General features: G+C 67.8%; 10 protein-coding genes. 6 read left to right on the forward strand and 4 right to left on the reverse strand.

Features of this window, described 5'->3' with window-relative positions:
* Nucleotides 1–98 precede the first annotated feature (98 nt).
* The 3 genes from HUA76_RS18900 to HUA76_RS18910 are packed head-to-tail and all read right to left on the reverse strand — an operon-like array spanning nucleotide 99 to nucleotide 4191.
* On the reverse strand, nucleotides 99–1580 hold the full coding sequence (locus HUA76_RS18900) for a sensor histidine kinase KdpD (RefSeq protein ID WP_174461681.1): 1482 nt from the start codon (nucleotides 1578–1580) through the stop codon (nucleotides 99–101).
* On the reverse strand, nucleotides 1580–3745 hold the full coding sequence (locus tag HUA76_RS18905; protein ID WP_141646602.1) for an ATPase domain-containing protein: 2166 nt from the start codon (nucleotides 3743–3745) through the stop codon (nucleotides 1580–1582). Before HUA76_RS18905 ends, HUA76_RS18900 begins: the two co-directional genes overlap by 1 nt.
* Complete coding sequence (locus HUA76_RS18910) at nucleotides 3742–4191, reverse strand: hypothetical protein (protein ID WP_141646601.1); 450 nt, start codon at nucleotides 4189–4191, stop codon at nucleotides 3742–3744. Before HUA76_RS18910 ends, HUA76_RS18905 begins: the two co-directional genes overlap by 4 nt.
* A gap of 571 nt (nucleotides 4192–4762) precedes the next feature.
* Here HUA76_RS18910 and HUA76_RS18915 point away from each other — a divergent pair.
* From HUA76_RS18915 to HUA76_RS18940, 6 genes are all read left to right on the forward strand, one after another.
* Nucleotides 4763–5062 carry a hypothetical protein gene (locus HUA76_RS18915; protein ID WP_254614336.1) on the forward strand — a complete coding sequence of 100 codons (300 nt, stop codon included), beginning with the start codon at nucleotides 4763–4765 and terminating at the stop codon, nucleotides 5060–5062.
* An 89-nt stretch (nucleotides 5063–5151) separates the two neighbouring features.
* Nucleotides 5152–9252 (forward strand): IPT/TIG domain-containing protein, encoded by a 4101-nt coding sequence (locus tag HUA76_RS18920; protein WP_174461682.1) that lies wholly within the window; start codon nucleotides 5152–5154, stop codon nucleotides 9250–9252.
* 29 nt (nucleotides 9253–9281) lie between these two features.
* Nucleotides 9282–9968, forward strand: coding sequence for a response regulator transcription factor (locus tag HUA76_RS18925; protein WP_174461683.1), 687 nt, complete (start codon nucleotides 9282–9284; stop codon nucleotides 9966–9968).
* A gap of 2 nt (nucleotides 9969–9970) precedes the next feature.
* The gene (locus HUA76_RS18930) at nucleotides 9971–11368 is read left to right on the forward strand and encodes a cell wall metabolism sensor histidine kinase WalK (protein ID WP_217439918.1); all 1398 of its coding nucleotides are present in this window, start codon (nucleotides 9971–9973) and stop codon (nucleotides 11366–11368) included.
* A 306-nt stretch (nucleotides 11369–11674) separates the two neighbouring features.
* The gene (locus tag HUA76_RS18935; RefSeq protein ID WP_174461685.1) at nucleotides 11675–13303 is read left to right on the forward strand and encodes a hypothetical protein; all 1629 of its coding nucleotides are present in this window, start codon (nucleotides 11675–11677) and stop codon (nucleotides 13301–13303) included.
* Between the two features lie 96 nt (nucleotides 13304–13399).
* Nucleotides 13400–16834: an HYR domain-containing protein gene (locus HUA76_RS18940; protein WP_174461686.1), complete on the forward strand. Its 3435-nt coding sequence runs from the start codon at nucleotides 13400–13402 to the stop codon at nucleotides 16832–16834.
* Between the two features lie 18 nt (nucleotides 16835–16852).
* Here HUA76_RS18940 and HUA76_RS18945 read toward each other — a convergent pair whose 3' ends face one another.
* Nucleotides 16853–18619, reverse strand: a complete 1767-nt coding sequence (locus HUA76_RS18945) for an NBR1-Ig-like domain-containing protein (protein WP_174461687.1) — start codon at nucleotides 18617–18619, stop codon at nucleotides 16853–16855.
* Nucleotides 18620–18731: the final 112 nt, after the last annotated feature.

An 18731-nucleotide genomic window follows, 5' to 3' on the forward strand; every position in this document is an offset into this window, starting at 1 on the left:
GAGCCCGCGAGGCCCCGGGAATGACACTGTTTTCGCGAGACATGGCTCAGTCGATGCGCTTCGCCAGGACTGCCCCCAGGGAGTCCCTGGGCGTGACGTCACGGCGTGGCGGCCACGCCGACGTCCTCGGCGAAAGGCACCGTGAAGCGGAACGTCGCGCCGTGTCCCCACTCACTCTCCACCCAGATGCGGCCACCGTGTGCTTCGACGATTCCACTCGCGATGGCGAGCCCCAGGCCCGTCCCCTCGTACCGGGTCTCGCCGCTGCGCCAGTACCGGTCGAACAGGTGCTTGAGGTCCTCCCTCCGAATCCCCGGACCATCGTCCGCGACCGCGAACACGCACTCGTGCAGACGCGCCGCGACCCTGAGGGTGATGCTCCCGCCCTCCGCGGTGACCTTGGTGGCATTGCCGACCAGGTTGGACAGAACCTGGAGGATGCGAACGCTGTCGCAAAGAATGGGTGGGAGGCGCGGCTCGACCTCCGCGGTCATCGTCAGCCGATGTTCCTGCGCGACGCGCTCGAAGCTCGCCAGCGTCTCGTTGACCATCGCGCCCGCGTCATTCGGCTGACGCTTGATGGAGAGGTGCCCGCGCTCGATGTTCACGAAGTCGAGCAGGTCGTCGATGAGCCGCATCATGCGCTCGGCCGCGCGTTGGATCCGCTCGACCCCCAGGGGAACAGGAAGCTCGGTCCGCCGCCTCGCGGTGGCTCCCTGCTGTGTGAGCGCGCCGGCGGTCATGATGATGGTCGAGAGGGGGTTCTTCAGGTCGTGAGACACCACCCCGAGGATCTGCTCACGCTCTCTCACCGCGACCTGCGCCTGTTTGTAGAGTTGGGCATTCTCCCTGGCGAGCGCCTCGTATTTGTCACTCGAACTCTCGGCGACGAGGCGGTCTCGGTCGGCCGCGGCGCCTCGCGTCTCCGCCTGGGAACGCTCCTCCTCGGCGTTCTCGCGTCGGGTGATGTCGCGCCGCCACGCGCGGTCGCGCTCGAGCGCGATCGCGAGCTGATTGGCGATGGCATTGACGAAGATCAGGTCCTTCTTGTCGAGGGACATGGCCCCTTCGAGCTGAAGGGCACCGAAGAGTGAGTGCTGGGCCACCACGAGCGGGATGACGATGAACCGCTTCTCTTCGTTCCCTTCAAGCTTCTCCTGCCAGGGCAGCAGGGTCTCACCCGGCTGCTCACTCAGTCCGAGGGACTCGGTCGACTTCGCGCCGACGAGGTAGGCGTAGGCTGCCTCCGCGTGTTCCTTGACCGCTCGCAGCCGTTCGGAATCCTGAAGTTCGGACGGCCAGACGATCATCTTCGACCGGCCGTTCTCTGTCTCGATGAGGACCGCGCTGCGCAGGGGCAGCGACTTCGCGAGGATGCCAAGCGCCGGGTCGAAGGACTTCGCGACGCTCTCGAAGCTCGCGAAGAGCTTGCTGATTTCATACAAGTGCTCGAGCCGCCGATAGGCCTGCTCCAGGCTCGCGAACGAAGGGTCGGCGGGGGGCGGGTCCCGCGTGCGCTGCCCGCCTGTCTCTTCTCGCGAATCAGGGTGAGGCCCCTTGTTTCGCCGACCAGAGCTCATCAGCGCCTCGTGTCTTCGGGGGCGGACCAGGAAGGCGTCGGGAGCTCACTCACGGACGAACCGATTCGCAGCCCCCCCCGCGAGACCGTCATGAAATACGTGCGTCGATCATGCTCACTGCCGCGAGTCTTCACGACCGTCAGCGTAGGCGCCAGGCGGCCCGCTGCTTCCTCGTAGCGCAGCATGAGCAGGTTGTCGGCGATGGGGGAGAGCCCCTGGTCGGTGACTCGCTCCATGGAGAAGAGCGAGGCCGACTCGAGCGTGAGGACGCTGGTGATTCCGAGGGTCTTGAAGCGGACCACCAGCTTGTAGAGCACGTGACGGAACTCGTCGATGGGCGTGTGTGCGGTCAGCAGCTGCGTCGCGGCGTCGAGCACGACGCGTGAGGCCTTCAGCGCCATGATCCGGTCCGACAGCACGGTCAGGAACTGCCCCGCGCGCAGGTGCTCCCGGGAGACGTAGAGCACCTGGATGAGGCCCGCGTCGAGCTGTGCGCGCAGCGGCAATCCCAGGGCCTCGGCGCTGGCGAGCAGTTGCTCGGGCCCCTCCTCCATCGAGACATAGAGGCCCGGCTCCCCAGCCCTGGCGCCCTCCAGGAGGAACTGGATTCCGAAGGTGCTCTTGCCGACGCCCGCGCTGCCAGAGACGAGGGTGGCGCTTCGCCTGAGCAACCCGCCGCCCATCAGCCCGTCGAGCCCGGGAGTGCCAGAGCGCAGCCGGGAGGACGCCTCCAGCGCGGGGGGAGGAGCCTCCACGCGGAGCTCTTCTCCGTAACGAGGGAAGATGGAGACCCCCCCGGCGCCAATGGCCATGGCGTGTCGGCCCTTGAGGTGAGCGGTGTTGCGAAGCTTGTACACCTCGACGTAGCGCTCGCGCTCCAGGCCCTCCTCCGTGGAGCTGAGGATGATGACGCCGTCCACCACGGTCTCCTCGACGCCCCTTCGGCTGACCTGATGGGAGCCGTAGGGGATGTCGGTGGGAAAGAAGCCGACGGCCTGGGCGTTCTGGACGATGCTGCAGAGGTGGAAGACCTTCTCGCGGCTGAGCTGCGGGTCCGTCACCTTGTCCAGGAACACCGAGACGGAGTCGATGACCACGCGCCGGGCCTTCAGGGCCTTGATGCGCTCGCGAATCATCAAGAGGTGGGCCTCCACCATGATGTCGGGCTGGGGGATGAAGACGATCTCCACCATGCCGCGCTCAATCTCCCTGTCGAGCTCCCAGCCGAGGCCCTTCGCGGCGGCGCGGAGGCGCTCCTCGCTCTCCTCGAAAGAGAAGAGGATGCCTTTCTCGCCCGCGAGCGCGCCCCGGTAGATGAACTCGAGAGAGAGGACGGTCTTTCCAGTGCCCGCGACGCCGCTGAGGAGGAGGCTGGACCCCCAGGGGATGCCGGGCCCGAGAATCTCGTCGAGCTTGGTGATGTGAGTCCTGCAGCGCTCCTGCGAGTTCTCCGGAATCGACTCGCGTTTGATGGCCTCGCGGGGAGCGAACATCTCCAGTCCGCTGGAGGTGATGAGGAAGGGATGCTCGTCCCGGCTGTGGTCCGTCCCCCGCATCTTGACGATCCTGAAGAAGCGCTGCTGCTCGCCCTGGGACACGCGCTGGGAGAGGACGAGGAGGCCGTCGACGATGGAGAAGAGGGGATTGCTCTCGTAGTCGGCGGGCCCGTATTCGCCGAGGAGCAGCGCGGTGGTCTCCCAAGCCATCAGGTTCACGGCGATTTCATAGCCGAACATCCGGAGCTCCTCCTTGGAGGTCGCCAGGTCGTCAAAGGCCTTGAAGCTGTCGATGACGACGATGTCTGGCTTGACCTGCTTGAGGTTGTCCATGATGAGCGCGAGCGCCGCATCAAAGCTCCTCAGCCGCAGCATGGCGCCGAGGTCCACGAACTGAACGCCCTCCTCGAACTTCTTCGGGTCGAAGAACGAGAACTGCTGGAGGTGCCGCAGCGTCTTCGCGGTCGGCTCGGAGAGGGTGTTGAAGGCGAGGACGCGGTGGGCGGCCGAGGCGTTGTGGAAGCAGATCTGCTGGGTGAGGGTCGTCTTGCCAGACCCGGGCGGGCCGCACACGGCGGTGACGGAGCCCTTGGGCAGGCCGCCCTTGAAGAGTTCATCGAGGTTGGGGACGCCCGTCTGAAGGCGCGGGATTTCGAATCTCTTCGTCATGACGTTGTGTCCTCGCCCGCGGCGACGCGTGGGCGAACCGCCTCCGGAAGTGCGACTTTGGAGAGCTCCGCATGCAGCTCCGGCGTTAAGATTTCAGCGGTCAGGTTGCCGAGCACGGTGAGGAACTCCACGAGCACGAATCGACTGCCCTCCCTCAAACCGGAGTCGCGCCCGGCGCGGACCTGTGCCCGGAGCTCTTCGAACTGGAGCCCCCTCTGCCGTTCGACCTTGAGGGACGAGAAGAGCGGGAACTGCTCGGAGGCATTGTGCAGAACGCGTCCAGCGATGGCGCTCAGAGTCACTTCTCCCAGCGTGGTCAACGTCTGTTTCCACAGCACGGTGAGGGCCGCTTCGAAGAGCTGGAGAAAGGCCTCCGTCGACAGATTCCTGTCGGCTCGGTCGAGCCAGGCGTCGACGCAGGTCGCGTGTCGACCTTCGTCAAGCACGGTTGCCCTCACCCGCCTGAGCGCCCCGTATCTCTGCTGGAAGGGCGTCGTCCCCGTGCTGAAGGAGCAACGTGCTCAGCGTGGCGGTGGAGCGGCCCACGTGCTCACCGGTGCCAAGCGGAAGCCGGGACGCCAGGGCTGACGTGGCTTGGGTGATGCACGCCCGAAGTGCTCTGACTGCCCATCGCATTCTTTCCCGCTCTCGTCGTTTTGGACGCCCCGTCACGATGGACGGGGCCGTACGGGCTGCACACAGGCGGACGAACAGATGCGTCAGACCGACTCAGTCGCAGGGCTGGTACTTCGAGGAAATATAGGGTCGATTGTTCAATCGAGGAGCGGCTGACAGGCGGGATGTGCGCCAGTTCGTACGCCAGTCAATACCACAAGGTGGCTCGCAAGGGCTCCGCCACCCCACCTTCAGGAATATTCCGCTGCTGAGCGCCGCCGGGTCGGCACGACGGCTGGGAGCACGGGAGCGGTCCGCCGCGACACCTTCAATTACCGAGCCTCGCGGCGACAAACTCGCTGGGAGATTCGTCGACCCCATGACGCGCCCGACCGCGATGGCATGTCGCAGCGTATCCCTGCGAGCGCCGCCTCGCCGCCAGGGCGCGGGGACTCCCGGCGCATTTCGCGAGCGCTCATCTACGTCGGCTACAGGTTGAAGGCGGGCGGCATGCAACTCGTCCGCCGGGACGCGAGGACCGGGGTCGCCACCTGGGATGTCCCCATTCCCCGCTCCAAGGACGGCTCGCTCCCCTCCAGCATCCGGAAACAGGGCGACCGGCTCTATGTGCCACACTGGATGTGGCTGGATGTCTTTGACGCGAAGACAGGCAACCTGCTGGGCACCCTCGGCACCGGGTAGTCCCGGCCCTCCACACTTCCTCCATACCCTCCACGCATCCTCCTCCCACCTTGCCTGGCGCTTGGGGCGCCACAGAGGGGGAGACAGTCATGACGGATGTGAATCAAGGGTGGGATGCGGCGGTCAACCTGGACGCGTCGCTGCTGACGACGATGGCGAAGAACTTCAGCGCGGGGGCGGAGGACCCGACCATTCCCCTGAAGAATGGCTCGGTGACGCTGGGGTTGACGGAGCTGGCGCTGACGTTGGACCCGAAGGCGGGCGAGGTCGTCTTCAGTGCCCCCTGCACGGGGACGGTGGCGCGCCAGGACGTCGACGGGACGCTGAGCATCGGCATCAAGCTGGCGAGCCTCGCCATGGGCTGCGTCTATCCGGCGTCGTACCTCGCCACGAACGGCGCGGCCGACTGCCGTGCGCTCGCGGGCGGGACGTGGACCCTGGACAGTCAGGCGCTCACGCTCGAGGCCTGGGTGCGCGGCCTCTCCACCGCGCCATGGACGCTGGTATCGCTGCCCGCGGAGGGCTTCGTGCTGAGCGTGGAGGACGGCCTGCCCGTGGTGACGTGGGGCGGGCAGCGCTATCCGGCTCCGGGGACGGCGGCGGTGCTGGATGACGGCCTCTGGCACTTCGTGGCGGTGTCGGTTGCCGCGCAGGTCATCACCTTCTACGTGGACGGCCAGTCCAAGGGCACCGCGACGCTGTCCTCGCGGCAGAAGACCTCCGGCAAGGACCTGAGCTTCGGCCAGGGCTCTCAAGGAGACCTGACCCAGGTGCGGCTGTGGAACGTCGCGCGCACCGCCGCGCAGCTCCAGCAGGCCATGAACGTCACGCTGCCCTTGCCCCAGCCAGGTCTCCTGGGCGTGTGGACGTTCGAGTCGAGCCAGGTGGTCAACGCCGTCAACAAGACGCAGGGCTCGCTCCAGGGAGGTGCCATGTCCGTCACCGCCTCGAAGTCGACGTCCGAGGACGACGCGAACGCCCACAACTTCCTCTGGTTCCTCGACCCGGAGAACACCTTCACCGTCACGATGAGCCCCCCGTCGAGCGTCTCGTCCCTCATCGAGTCGGCGACGCTCTCGCTCCTCCAGTCGTCCGTCACCCAGGGCAAGTCCCTCTCCGTCACGGCGGCGCCGCCGCGCCTGCCCACCACCGCGGTGTTCTCCGTGACGGACAGCAACGACCCGGACTGCATCCTCCTCCTGATGAATGGCCACGCGCCGCCGCCGAGCTGGCCCGCGCCGGTGCCTTTCCCCACCGCGCCCGCGTTCACCACCTCCGCGCAGCAGAACGCCGCCATCCTCATCGATGACGCCTATCTCCTGGAGCAGATGCTGCCGAACATCGCCGACAAGATGGACATCCCCGAGTCGGACCTGCACGTCACGGGGAGCCCACCGGTGCTCTCGCTCATCAAGCCCACTGACGCCAGCCTCAACGGCTCCACGTTGCACCTGACCTCGCTCACGTTCAGCGTCACGAACCGCGGCATCGCCATGTCGATGAAGGGCACCGCGCATCACATGAAGGTCTCGGTGTCCGGCACCCTCACCCTCACCGTCAAGGCGAACAAGGAGGGCGTGCAGGAGCCGTACTACGACATCGCCAACCCGAAGGTGAGCATCACCCCGGACACGAGCGACCCGGTGGTGCAGACGTTCGAGGCACTGATGGGCAGCGGCCTGCCCATCATCGCGATGCTCGCGGGCGTCATCGCGGGCATCTACATGGCCGTGATGTATTTCATCCAGAACAAGGCGCAGTCGACGCTCGCCGACCTGCAGGACTTCATCGACCTGAAGGGCACGGGGCAGACGTTCGCGCTCCAGAAAATCCTGTTCGACAGCGGCGTGTACTTCTACGGGCAGCTCACGCCCGGCGGCTCCGGCGCCCAGCGTGGTGCGTCCAGTTCGGTGAAGAGGGCCGCCGCCCCCGTGGTGACGGACTTCAACCCCAAGGGGGGCGCGCCCGGCACCATGGTCACCATCACCGGTTCGGGGCTGGCGGGCGCGAGTTCGGTGAGCTTCAACCAGACGCCCGCCGACTACTTCCGCACCTGGAGCGACAAGCAGCTCGTCGCCCGCGTCGCGGAAGGAACCACCAGCGGCCCCATCCAGGTGTCCACGGCCGCGGGCAGCGCGGTGAGCACCCAGCCCTTCTCCGTGGCCCAGGCTCCGAACCTCACCGACGTCTACCCGCCCAGCGCCCAGCTCGGTGAGGACGTGAAGCTGTCGGGCACGGGGTTGCTCTCCACGCAGGCGGTCTACTTCAGCGAGGACATCCTCGCGTCGTTCTCCCCCGTGTCGGACGTGCTGCTCATCGTCACCGTGCCCGGCGGCGCCATCTCCGGCCCCATCACCGTGGTGACTCCGAGCGGCACGGCCACCCAGGAGGGCTTCACCGTGCAGGGCAGTCAGGTGCCCTCCATCTCCGCCTTCAAGCCCACCTCCGGCGCGGAGGGGACGGAAGTCACCGTGACGGGCTCGGGCTTCACCGGCGCCACGGCGGTGACATTCGGCGGGGTGCCCGCCTCCGGCTTCAACGTGCTGGATGACGGGCAGCTCACCGCGGAACTCGGACTGAGGACCCCCTCCGGCCCCGTGCGCGTCACCAACAGCCGGGGCACCGGCATCTCGAACGCGGCCTTCAACGTGCTCCCCGCGCCGCGCATCGACGGCGTCTCGCCTTCCCACGGAAAGCCGGGCACGGAGGTGACCATCACCGGCTCGGGGCTGTCGGGCACCACGGTGGTGCTCATCGGCACTCCCTCGGTGGAGGTGCCCTTCACCGTCGTGGGCGACACGAAGCTCACCGCCACATCACCCTCGGGGACCACCAGTGGCCCCGTGTCCGTGCAGTCGCCCTCCGGCATGGCCCACTCCTCCGAGGACTTCACGGTGCTGAGCGTCACCGCGCCCGCCGTCACCGACGTGTCGCCCCTCACCGGAGGGCGGGGCACCGCCGTCACCCTCACGGGCACGGGCTTCACCGGGACGACGGGCGTCAAGTTCGGCGGAGTGTCCGCGGGCGTCTTCGAGGTGACGAGCGACACGCAGCTCCTCGCCTACGTGCCCAACAGCGCCAGGAGTGGCACCGTCAGCGTCACCAACACGGTGGACACCCGCGACTCGCCGCAGACCTTCACCTGCGTGGCGGCGCCCACGGTGACGCAGCTGTCGCCCACGTCGGGCAAGGCGGGCACGCAAGTCACGCTGTCGGGGACGAACCTCACCGGCGCCACGAGCGTGCGCTTCGGCACCCACTCCACCGCGGAGGCCCCCATCACCCTCCAGGGCAGCACCCGGCTCACCACCACCGTGCCGCCCGGTGCGGTCAGCGGCAACATCCTCGTCACCACCCCCGGGGGCACCACGGCCAGCCGCTCGGCCTTCACGGTGCGCACGAGCACGAAGCCCACCGTCGCCAGCTTCTCTCCGGACTCCGGTGGAGCGGGCACGCAGGTGACGGTGACGGGCAAGGGTTTCACCGGGACGACGGGGGTGAACTTCGGCGCCACGCCGGCGCGGACCTACGAGGTGCACAGCGACACGGAGCTGGTGGCGGTGGTGGACACCGGCACGAAGACGGGGCCGCTGTCCGTCACCAACGACGCGGGCCCGGGCTCGTCCTCGATGGCCTTCACCGTCCCGCACGCGGTGTGGATCGACAGCTTCTCGCCCGCGCGCGGCGGGGTGGGCACGCAGGTGTGCATCCGGGGTGGCGGCTTCACGGACGCGCAGCGCGTCAGCTTCGGCGACTCGGCCATGCCCGCGAGCTACACGGTGCAGAGCGACACGCAGCTCACGGCGGAGGTGCCCTCGGGCGCCATCCAGGGTCCCCTCCAGGTCGTCACCGCGCAGGGAGGCGCGCGGTCGACGCAGCGCTTCTCGGTGGACTCCAGTGTGCAGCCCACCGTCACGCGCATCACCCCGATGTCCGGCCCCACCGGCACGCAGGTCACGGTGGAGGGCTCGGGCTTCACCGGGACGACGGGCGTATTCATGGACGGAGGCACTCCGGTCGACCGCTACCAGGTGGTGAGCGACACGCAGCTTGGCTTCCACGTCCCTCAGGACGCGCAGTCGGGGCCCATCACCGTCGCGAACAGCCTGGGGACGACTCCCCCCGACCCGAACTCCACGTTCGAGGTGACGCCCGCCGCGAACTCCACGCCCCAGGCCGTCGCCAGCTAGGCTGAACCCCACATCGGAGGTCGTCCGCCATGGACTCGCAAGGCACCATCCTGGTCGTGGAGGACGACGCTCCCATCGCCGCGGGCATCGTCCGCGGGCTCAAGCTCGCGGGCTTCCAGGTGTCGCTCGCCACCGACGGGCACCTGGCGCTGGAGGCCGCCCAGAAGGAGCCTCCCGCGCTGGTGGTGCTGGACCTGAACCTGCCGGGCCCGGACGGCTTCGCGCTGCTCGAGGCCTGGCACCACCGGCTCCATGTCCCCATCATCGTCCTCACCGCGAGGCAGGAGCTGGAGGCGCGGCTGCGCTCCTTCGGGCTGGGCGCGGCGGACTACCTGGCCAAGCCCTTCTGGATGGAGGAACTCATCGCCCGTATCCGCGCCAGGCTCCGCCTGCCGGACACGCCCGCCCGCCGGGTGCTGCGCTGGGCGGACGTGAGCATCGACCTGGATGCGCGCACCGTCACTCGCGAGGAGCAGGGCCTCGTGTCCTTCACCCGCACCGAGCTGGACGTGCTGCTGTACCTCGCCGAGCGCCCTGGCCGCGCCCTCACGCGAGAGCAGATCGCGGACCAGGTCCTGCCGACCAACGAGGAGCGGGACGCGCGGACGGTGGACTCCCACGTGGCCCGCATCCGCAAGAAGCTGGGCTCCGCGGGCGCGCACGTGCGCACGGCCTGGGGCATCGGCTACCGCTTCGACCTGGAGGGTGGCGCGTGAGGATGTGGCATGGACTGGTGTGGCGCACCGCCATCGCCTCGTTGCTCCTGGGGCTGCTGGCCACGATGTCGGCCGCGTATGTCGCGTTCCACAAGGCCGCGGAGCTGTCCGCGCGGAGCAGCGCGCGCCTGTTCACCGAGGCGATGCTGGAGACCCACGGCGACGCCTGCCGCGCCGCGCCCGAGGGCTGGAGCCACACCTCGCCCCAGGGCCTCCAGGTCCGCGCCTTCGACGTGGCCCGCGTCCTCTCTCGTGCTCCGCTCCCTTCGGGCGAAGGGCCGGACCCCGCGTTGGTGGAGCAGCTCGCCGCGGGTGACGCGCAGCCCATGTCGATTCACTTCCCGCGCTTCGACGGGAGCGCGTGGGGTGGAAGCCTCCTGATGCGCGTGGCCGAAGCGGGGCCGTGCAGCCTGCTGGAGTACCGGTGGCCTCCCCTGGTCAGCCGCATGAGCGAGGCACGCTGGCTCATGCTCGCGGCCTTCACCTTCACCGCCTTCCTGGCGGCGGCGTCCACCATCTCCGTCATCACCCCGCTGCTCAAGCGCTTGAGGCGGCTGCACGGCGCGGCCAGCGGCCTGGGCAGCGCGGCCTATGTCTCCACGCGCGACGCGGCGCACGACGAGCTGGCGGACCTGTCGCGCGTCCTGGATGCCGCCCAGGCGAGAGTCCAGTCGGATGCCGCGCGCATCCTCGCCCAACAGCAGGCCCTGGAGCGCTTCCTGTCCAACGTGGCGCATGACCTCAAGACGCCCATCGCCTCGCTCCAGCTCTCCCTGGAGCTCGCCACGTCCGCCCCCGCCGAGGAGCTCTCCGAGCTGCTGGTGCGCGGCATCGAGGACACCGTCTACCTCACCGCCCTGGTGGACAACCTTCGCCTGGCCTGCCAGCTGGGAGAGGGCGTGGACCCTCTGGACGGCGAGCCGCGAGCCGCGCTGGGGATGCTGGTGGAGCGCGTGGTGCGCCGGCTGTCATTGCTGGCGCGTCGCAAGCAACTCACGCTGGACGTGGCCCGCCCGGACCTCGAGCTGTGGACGCGGTGCAATCCGACGATGCTGGAGCAGGCGGTGGGCAACCTCATCCACAACGCCATCACCCATGGAACCCCGGGCGGCAACGTGGTGGCCGTGCTCGAGGAGGCGGGCCCCGAACGCTTCCGGCTCACCGTCCTGGATGACGGCCCCGGCGTGCCCGCCGAGGACCTGGGACGGCTCGGCGAGCGTCTGTTCCGCGCCAGCGGCGCCCGGGAGAGAGACCCGCGAGGCAGTGGCCTTGGGGTCGCCATCGCCCGCGAGCTGTGTCAGCGCGCCCACCTGTCATTGACCTTCACCCGCAACGAGCCGCGCGGCCTGAAGGTCGTCCTCGAAGGCGCCCGCGCCCGAGCCCGGTCCACTCCCGACTGAGCCTCGTCGACAGGGACAGGACGGAGGTGTGCGTCCTGATGGAACGCCCCAGTCACGCACTGCGTCCTCCTCATACGCGGCCTCGAACTCCCGCCCGCGCGACGCATGACTGAAGGTCGCGTGGTGCATCGCTTGCAGTGGGCCTCGGCTCCCCCCGAGAAGGCTCTGACTGGCTGATGCTCCTGAGACACCGCGACGACGGCCCCATCCGCCACACAAGGCTCGCCCGAGCAGGGGCCTGCCTCGCGCGGTCGCAGCGATTCCACGGCGTCAGGGGAACTCATCTATCAAGGAACGAGGTCTATCGTGGCTGAGTTGTGGGATCCGTCAAAGCTTGACGCGAAGATCGAGGAGAACCCGACGCTTTGGTCTTCCCTCGATGAGGAGTGGCGGGAGTTGGTTGCCCGCGCCGTGCTGTCCGACAAGGGCATGCGCAAGCTGAACCGCATCAGCGGTCGCCTCAAGCGTGGCGCGGTGGGCCAGTTCCAGAACGCCACCGCCACCGCCGCGTCGCTCGATCAAACGATTCTGGGTTGCTATTCGCTGTTGAAGTATTGGTGCGCCGAGCGCAAGCCCAACGAACAACAATTCTATCTCAATAATCAGATTTCCACCGCGCTGAGCGCTGTTTGCCCGGGAACTGAAATCACCCGGAGGCTCGCTGAACGTCTCGACGCGCAGTGGAAGGAGCGCAACATGCGCTCCAAGGTCGTCGTCATCGCGCATCGCGGGGACGGGGCCACCTTCGAGAAGGTCCGCAAGGTGTATGAGCGACAGGTGTTCGACAGTCTCTTCACCTATACGCACGAACATGAAAACAGCGAAGGCGCCGTGATCAAGGCGCTCGAAGCCTGGAGGAAGAAGAAGCTGAGCGGCGTCGAATGCGATGTCTGGTTCAGCCAGGACGCGGTCCCGATTGTCACCCACACGCAGCATATCGAGGCCCTGTTCAATCAAGAGAACAACAGGGGGCTCGTGCCTCCGCTGACGGGCGCGAAGGTCAAGGACGTGCCCTCGGGCAACCTGCCACCCAGATTCCTGACCCTCGACCGCTGGCTCCAGATCATCGAGGCCTACCTCCAAGAACATTCGATGGACCTCGACGGAAACCGACAGGTCCGCCTGGAGATCGAGATGAAGGACACGAACCTCGCCTTCGGTCCCAACACCGTCCAGAACGAAAAGGAGCAGGTGCTGGCCCGATGGCGGTCCGTCGAGCGGATCGTCAGCCGGTTCCTGAAGTCGTGCAACAGGCCCAGCATCTACCAGATTGCCCTCTTCAATGGCTCGGCGGCCCCCAAGGGGGCGTACGACAAGTCCTCGAACGAGCACAAGACCCTGCTTTCGAGCGTCGTTTATGGAGGGAGTCCCGACTCCCCCGGCACCTCCGAACTGCAGGAGGTCAGGTATGGCCTGCACTCCTCGGGGCTCCTGGAGCTGATGTACAGCGGGCAGTTCGCGGGGAAGATCCTGACGCTCGCGCCGGGTGTCGAGGCCGTCCCCCTGGATCAACCCGTCCAGCTTGATACGCTCGGAGAATGGATTGAGAACAAGCAGTCCTTGACGGTCGAGCAAGCCATCCAGTGCGCGAGGCTGCGCAAGATCCTGTGGATGTTTGATGAGATGACTGCCGGCAGATTGCCCAGGGAGCGCAAGCCGCTCCGCATCCAGGTGCTGACCGATTTTTGCGAAATCGGCGCGAAATTCATCGTCAAGAACAAGGCCACACCCATTGGGCCGCGCGGCCTGTTCGATCAGGCTTTCGATGAACAAATCCTGAGGTGTGTCTGGCGGAAGTACAACCTCGAGGGGGCGCCTCAAGAGACGAAAAGGCAGGTCTGCCAGGTCTTGAATTCGTGCGGCAACGACCAGAACAAGCTGATTGAATTCGGGATGGAATTCCTCAGGTCGACGGGCGACTGGTACCAGGCATGAATGGGTTGAGCCAGGGCCGCCACGAAACACGTATTCGTTGGAGGGCAGGGTGGGCTAAAGCGGGAGGTCGCTGCTCCACACCCCTAGGGATACTCCATGTTGAACGGTGGTTTGCTGGCGCTGTGTCTCCTGGCCGCGTCGCCGCGTCTGCTCGCGGACCTCAACCCCCAGGCGCGTGAGGACTTCTCCGGTGCATCCGTCCTCGCTTCGGTCGGAGACACCGTCTTCTTCACCCTGAACACGCAGGCGGGCCTGGAGCTATGGGCCGCCAACGCGGCTGAAGGCCGTGTGTGGCTGGTGAAGGACATTCATCCAGGGTCGAGCGGCTCCCATCCCTTCTTCCTCGCCGTGCTGGGAGAGAGGGTCGTCTTCCGAGCGGATGACGGTGTCCATGGCCTGGAACTCTGGACGTCGGACGGGACACCCGCGGGCACCCGGCTCTTGAGGGACAGCCTGCCCGGTGCCGGGGGCCTGTTGGCATTGAATGGCGCGAAGGTCTGGGGACAATCCCTCTACTTCCTGGCCAACGATGGTGTGCATGGACTCGAGCCGTGGGTGACGGACGGAACCCCGGAGGGCACCCGCCTCGTCGCCGACACGAGGGCCGGCTCGGAGGGCATCACCGACACGACCTATCACCTCGTCGAGTTTGACGGCGCGCTCTATCTGGGCGCCTACAACCAGCTCTGGCGGACCGATGGCACCGCCGCCGGCACGCGGCTCATCCATGCGGTCGACCCGTCAGTGGGCTCTCGCGTCGTCCAGCCCTTCGTCAGGGGTGGGCAGCTCTGGTTCTCCTCGGGATTCTCTGGCGGGACGACCTCGCACTTTCACGTGACGGATGGAACCCCCGAGGGCACCCGGCTCGTTGTGACCATGACCTCCAAGATGAGCCTGGACCTGGACCTGGGGAGTCGCGTGGTGTTCGGGAGCTGGACGGCGGGCAGCACGTCCTACACCCACTGGTTGAAGGTGTCGGACGGCACCTCCGAGGGGACCCTGCCCCTCGCGACCATCACGTCCTCCAGCACCCTGGTGTGGGAACACGCCTTGAATCCAAGCGGAACGGTGAGGTCCATCGTCGTCCCTGTCGACGCGGGCTATCAGCTCTGGCGCACGGATGGCACCCCAGAGGGAACGCGCCTCGCGCAGTCGCTCACCCGGAAGGGAGGGGGCGTTGGACTGCTGGGCGACGAGTCCATCTATGTCGGCGCCGATGACCTGGGGCCCGCCCTGTTCGCCTGGGATGGGACGGCCGCGCCGCGCGTGGTGCGCCGCTTCGCCGCGCTTCCCTCGACCATCCTGAGCGCACAGGTCGGCTCGCTGTTCTATTTCACGGCGAGCGACGCGCTGACGGGCGAGGAACTCTGGGTCTCGGATGGCACGGAGCAGGGCACCGTGATGGTCTCGGACCTCAGCGCGGGAGCCGACGGAACGGCGTTCGCCGCCCTTCATCCCGGAGCGGGGCAGTTGTTGTTCACCGCGACGCCGAAGGGTGGGGCGCTCTCGTTGTGGCGGACGGATGGCAGCGCGATGGGCGTGTCCCGGGTCGCCACCGGAATCACGAGCAGCGTGGTGATGACGACGGCGGGGATGGCGGCCTTCACCCTCGACGATGCAGCGGTGTGGCTCCATGTCCTCCCCGAGGGCGTGCCGGAGCGGCCGGTGACGCGGGTCTGGATGCCCCCGAACCAGGACTCATCACCCGAGAACTGGACGGTGGACGGTTCCTTCGCGTACTTCGGCACGCGGCCGGCGTACAACCGCATCGAGTTGCTGCGCACCGATGGCGTGGGCACGCAGGTGCTGCGCGGCGAGTCCTTTTCGGGAGGGAGCCCCTACGGGCGTCGAGCCCTCCTGGGGGGCACGCTCGTCTTCCTCGAGGGCCGCGCGGTCCGTGCCACCCAGGGCGCACCGGATGATGCCGTGTTCCTCTCCAGCGCCCTCGACATGGTGCAGGTGGGGGCCAGGGTGTTGATTGCCCGGGAGAGGGGCTCGTCGGGCTATGAGCTGGCCCGGAGCGATGGCACGAGCGCGGGGACCCAGGCGTTGCAGCCGCTCGTGGGGTACCCGCAGGGGCTCGTCGCGGCGGGAGCTCGCGCCTATTTCCGCCAGCCTGATTCCACCTCGGGGACCCAGCAGTTGTACCGAGCAACGGGGACGCTCGAAGCAGGAGCCCTGGTGCGGCTGGCGACCTTCGAGGCCGGTCTTCCCGTGGCCTATGGCGACAGGGTGGCCTTCGTCGCGAACGCGACCTCCCTCGCGTCGAGTGATGGAACACCGGCGGGGACAAGGCTCGTGCCTGGAACGGAGAACACGTCGCCCCGTGACCTTCAGGGTCTGGGGTCGTGGGTGTTCTTCACCGCCGTGGACGGGGCACGCGGGCGCGAGGTCTGGGTTCTGGACGGAGCCGGGGCGCGCGGCCTGGGAGACTTCGAGCCTGGGGCCGGGGACACGAAGCTGTTGGATGCCACCCTGCAAGCCGGGGAGGCCGTCCTGCTCATCCAGACGAATGCGGGCCGCTCGCTGGTGCGGACGAACGGCACTCCCTCGGGAACGCGGGTGCTGGGGTCCGTTCATGGCACGACCTGGTTGGAGACGCTCCACGGCACGGTGTACCTGGACTGTGATCCGGACGGGCAGGTGGGCGTGGAGCTCTGCTCCCTGGCCGTGAACGCGAATCAGCCCACGCTGGTCGCGGACTACGCGCCGGGCATCATGCCCTCGTCGCCATCGGCCCCCGTTTTCTTCGGCGGCGCGTTGTTCGTCGCGGCGACACACCCCGTCGTCGGGCGGGAGGCCTTCGCGCTGGACATGGACACGACGCCGCCGCACATCGCGCCGACGGTGACGGGAACCCTGGGGCAGAACGGCTTCTACGTGGGCGACGTCTCGCTCACCTGGTCCGTAGGGGACCTGGAATCCTCCGTCACCGACACGAACGGCTGCGGCAGCGCGGCGGTGACCGTGGACACGCTGGAGCGGGTGTTCACCTGCTCCGCCACCTCCGTGGGCGGAACGGCCGTCAACCGTGTGTCCATCCGACGCGACACTTCGCCGCCCCAGCTCACGTGCCCGACCCAGGTGACGGGCAAGAGCGGCATCCCCGTGGCGTTCTCCGTCACGGCTGTCGATGCGCTGGACCCGGCTCCCGTGGTGGTCAGCACGCCTCCTTCAGGGACGGTCTTCCCCGAGGGGCTCACCTCGGTCGAGGCATCGGCGACGGACCACGCGGGCCACCGTGCCTCCTGCCAGTTCTCCGTGCTCGTGTCGCCAGCGCCGGATGCGGGTCCCGTGGACGCTGGGGCGGGTGACGCCGGCTCCGGCGACGGTGGGCCGCTGGACGCGGGGCAGGGTGACGCGGGGATGGTGGACGCGGGGACCGGCGACGGTGGGCCTGGAGATGCGGGTGGGAATCCTCCGGCGGAATCGGAGTCCTGCGGTTGCGCGGGTGGGGGCGAGCAGCTCCTCTTCGGACTCGCCCTGTTGATGCTCCCCGCGCTCTCGCGCAAGAGACGTCGAGGGGTTTAGGCGCGGCCGTCGCCGTGCTCAGCGCGGTGCGGGCTGGACTTCGACGGTGAGGGACACCTCGGGGCCGAACGCCAGACCGTTGCGATGCAATCTCCAGCGATAGGTCGTCTGCCCGAGGCTCGTCGGCGCGGTGTGCGTGAAGTCGAATGTCTTCCGCTGCCCGAAGTGGATGACCTCACCTGGGGCCAGTGTGAGGTCCGCTGCTCCATCGAGCGAGGTGGCCCGGACGCCCTGGGCCGCGCTCCACGCGGTGGTGCCCGTGTTCGCTACCTGCACCGTGCCCCGGAAGGGCTGGCCCGCCTGGACGTGAAGGACTTGCGTGTCGGGAGCGGAGACCGTGGCATCCAGGACGGGCGTGTCCAGGAAGGCGCCGAGGAGCTGCTGGCGGAAGGGGAGGAAGGCGGTCGTGAGGGACGTGGACAAGGCGTAACGGGAATCCGGCCCGGGGGGTGGAAGGGGCGAGAGGAGGTCGTCGACCTGCACGAAACGTTTGAAGTCGATCGGCACGAGGCCAGGGGTTCCTCCCAGGTCGGTTCCCCGGCTGAGGTCATGGCACCCGCCGCAGGACAGCAGTTGCGCGCGCGCCACGACTTGATGCGGAGTCAGCGTGCTGCCGATTCGCTGGAGCTCCGCTTGAAGGGCGTCTGAGAAGGCGTTGGGCGTGGTGGCCTTGTTGAACTCGACGAGGAAGTTGTCCACGCTGCCGAACGACGGCATGGAGCTGCTCTGCGCGGCGTTGAAGACGTCCGGGACGGCGTAGTTGAAGCGGTTGAAGTCATCCACCGCGAGGCTCGCGACCTGCGTGATGAAGTGGTCGCGAAAGCCCACCGCGAGGGGGCTGGTGTTCAGGGGGTTGAAGAAGTCTCCCCGGGGCGTCGACTTCACGGTGACGGGGATGAAGCGCGGCGTGCAGCCCGTGGCATCACATTGATGCTTCAGCTTGAACTCGCGCAGCATCCACGGGTTGGGGGCGCCCACGCCTTGCTGCATGAATATGTTGGTGCGGACCTGTCCGGCGCCGCTGGGGTTGTCACCGTAGTGGCTGATGTGGATGACGGGAGGGATGCCCGGGGCCAGGCCCTCGAAGAAGAGCGCGTTCAGCAGGGCCTGTCGCTGGGTGAGGTCCTCGAGGGTGGAGAGCCGGGCCCACGCCTGGGCCACCGGACGGCAGCCCTCCAGCCCGAGCTCGGGGGCGGGGTTGGGGAGTACGCCTTCGAGGATGAAGCGGTTGCGTGAGCGCACCTGCGGCGCCGCGACGAACCGGGCGAAGGACATGCGGTACTCGCCGCAGTGAGCGCCGTCCACGGGGGCCAGGTCGAAGCGATTGAAGAGGCCCACGAGGATGTATCTGTCGAGCGGGACTGACTGGGCGCTCGCATCGGCTCCCTCCAGAGGTCTGCAGACATATGGGGCCCCGTTGAGGGTGTTGCCGTTGTCGCTGCAGTGGGGGCCGCCGGGCAGGTCGGGTTGCCCTGGCGCGGGGTTCTGCGTGTCCCAGAGCTGGCGGAAGAGCTGGTCCGATGTGAGGCCCGTATCGCCGGCCTGGCGGATGAGCTGGTCGAACACCCTGCGCGCGGTGATGGTGGAGACGGTGGCGTGGTCGGAGATGGCCAGCGAGCGCAGCGGGTCCAGCGTCGTCGAGGTGAGGGAAGGGCGATGGACGAGGTCGGTGGACTGGAGCCCTCCACGTTCGGAGTGCAGCGATTGCGCGAGGCCGGGAGCCGCCGGCAGCAGGAGGAGGCTCGCGGACAGGGTGCGCAGCCAGGGGATTCGTCGGGTCTGCATGGGAGGCGCTCCAGGGGTGTCTGCCCAATCAGGCGGGAAAGGGCAGACAGTAGAGCAGCACTCGAGCCGCGATGGGCCTCGCCGCGTCAGAAATACAGCGGTGAGAGAGGTT

This window comes from Myxococcus sp. CA056, assembly GCF_013336715.1.
Lineage (GTDB): Bacteria > Myxococcota > Myxococcia > Myxococcales > Myxococcaceae > Myxococcus > Myxococcus llanfairpwllgwyngyllgogerychwyrndrobwllllantysiliogogogochensis.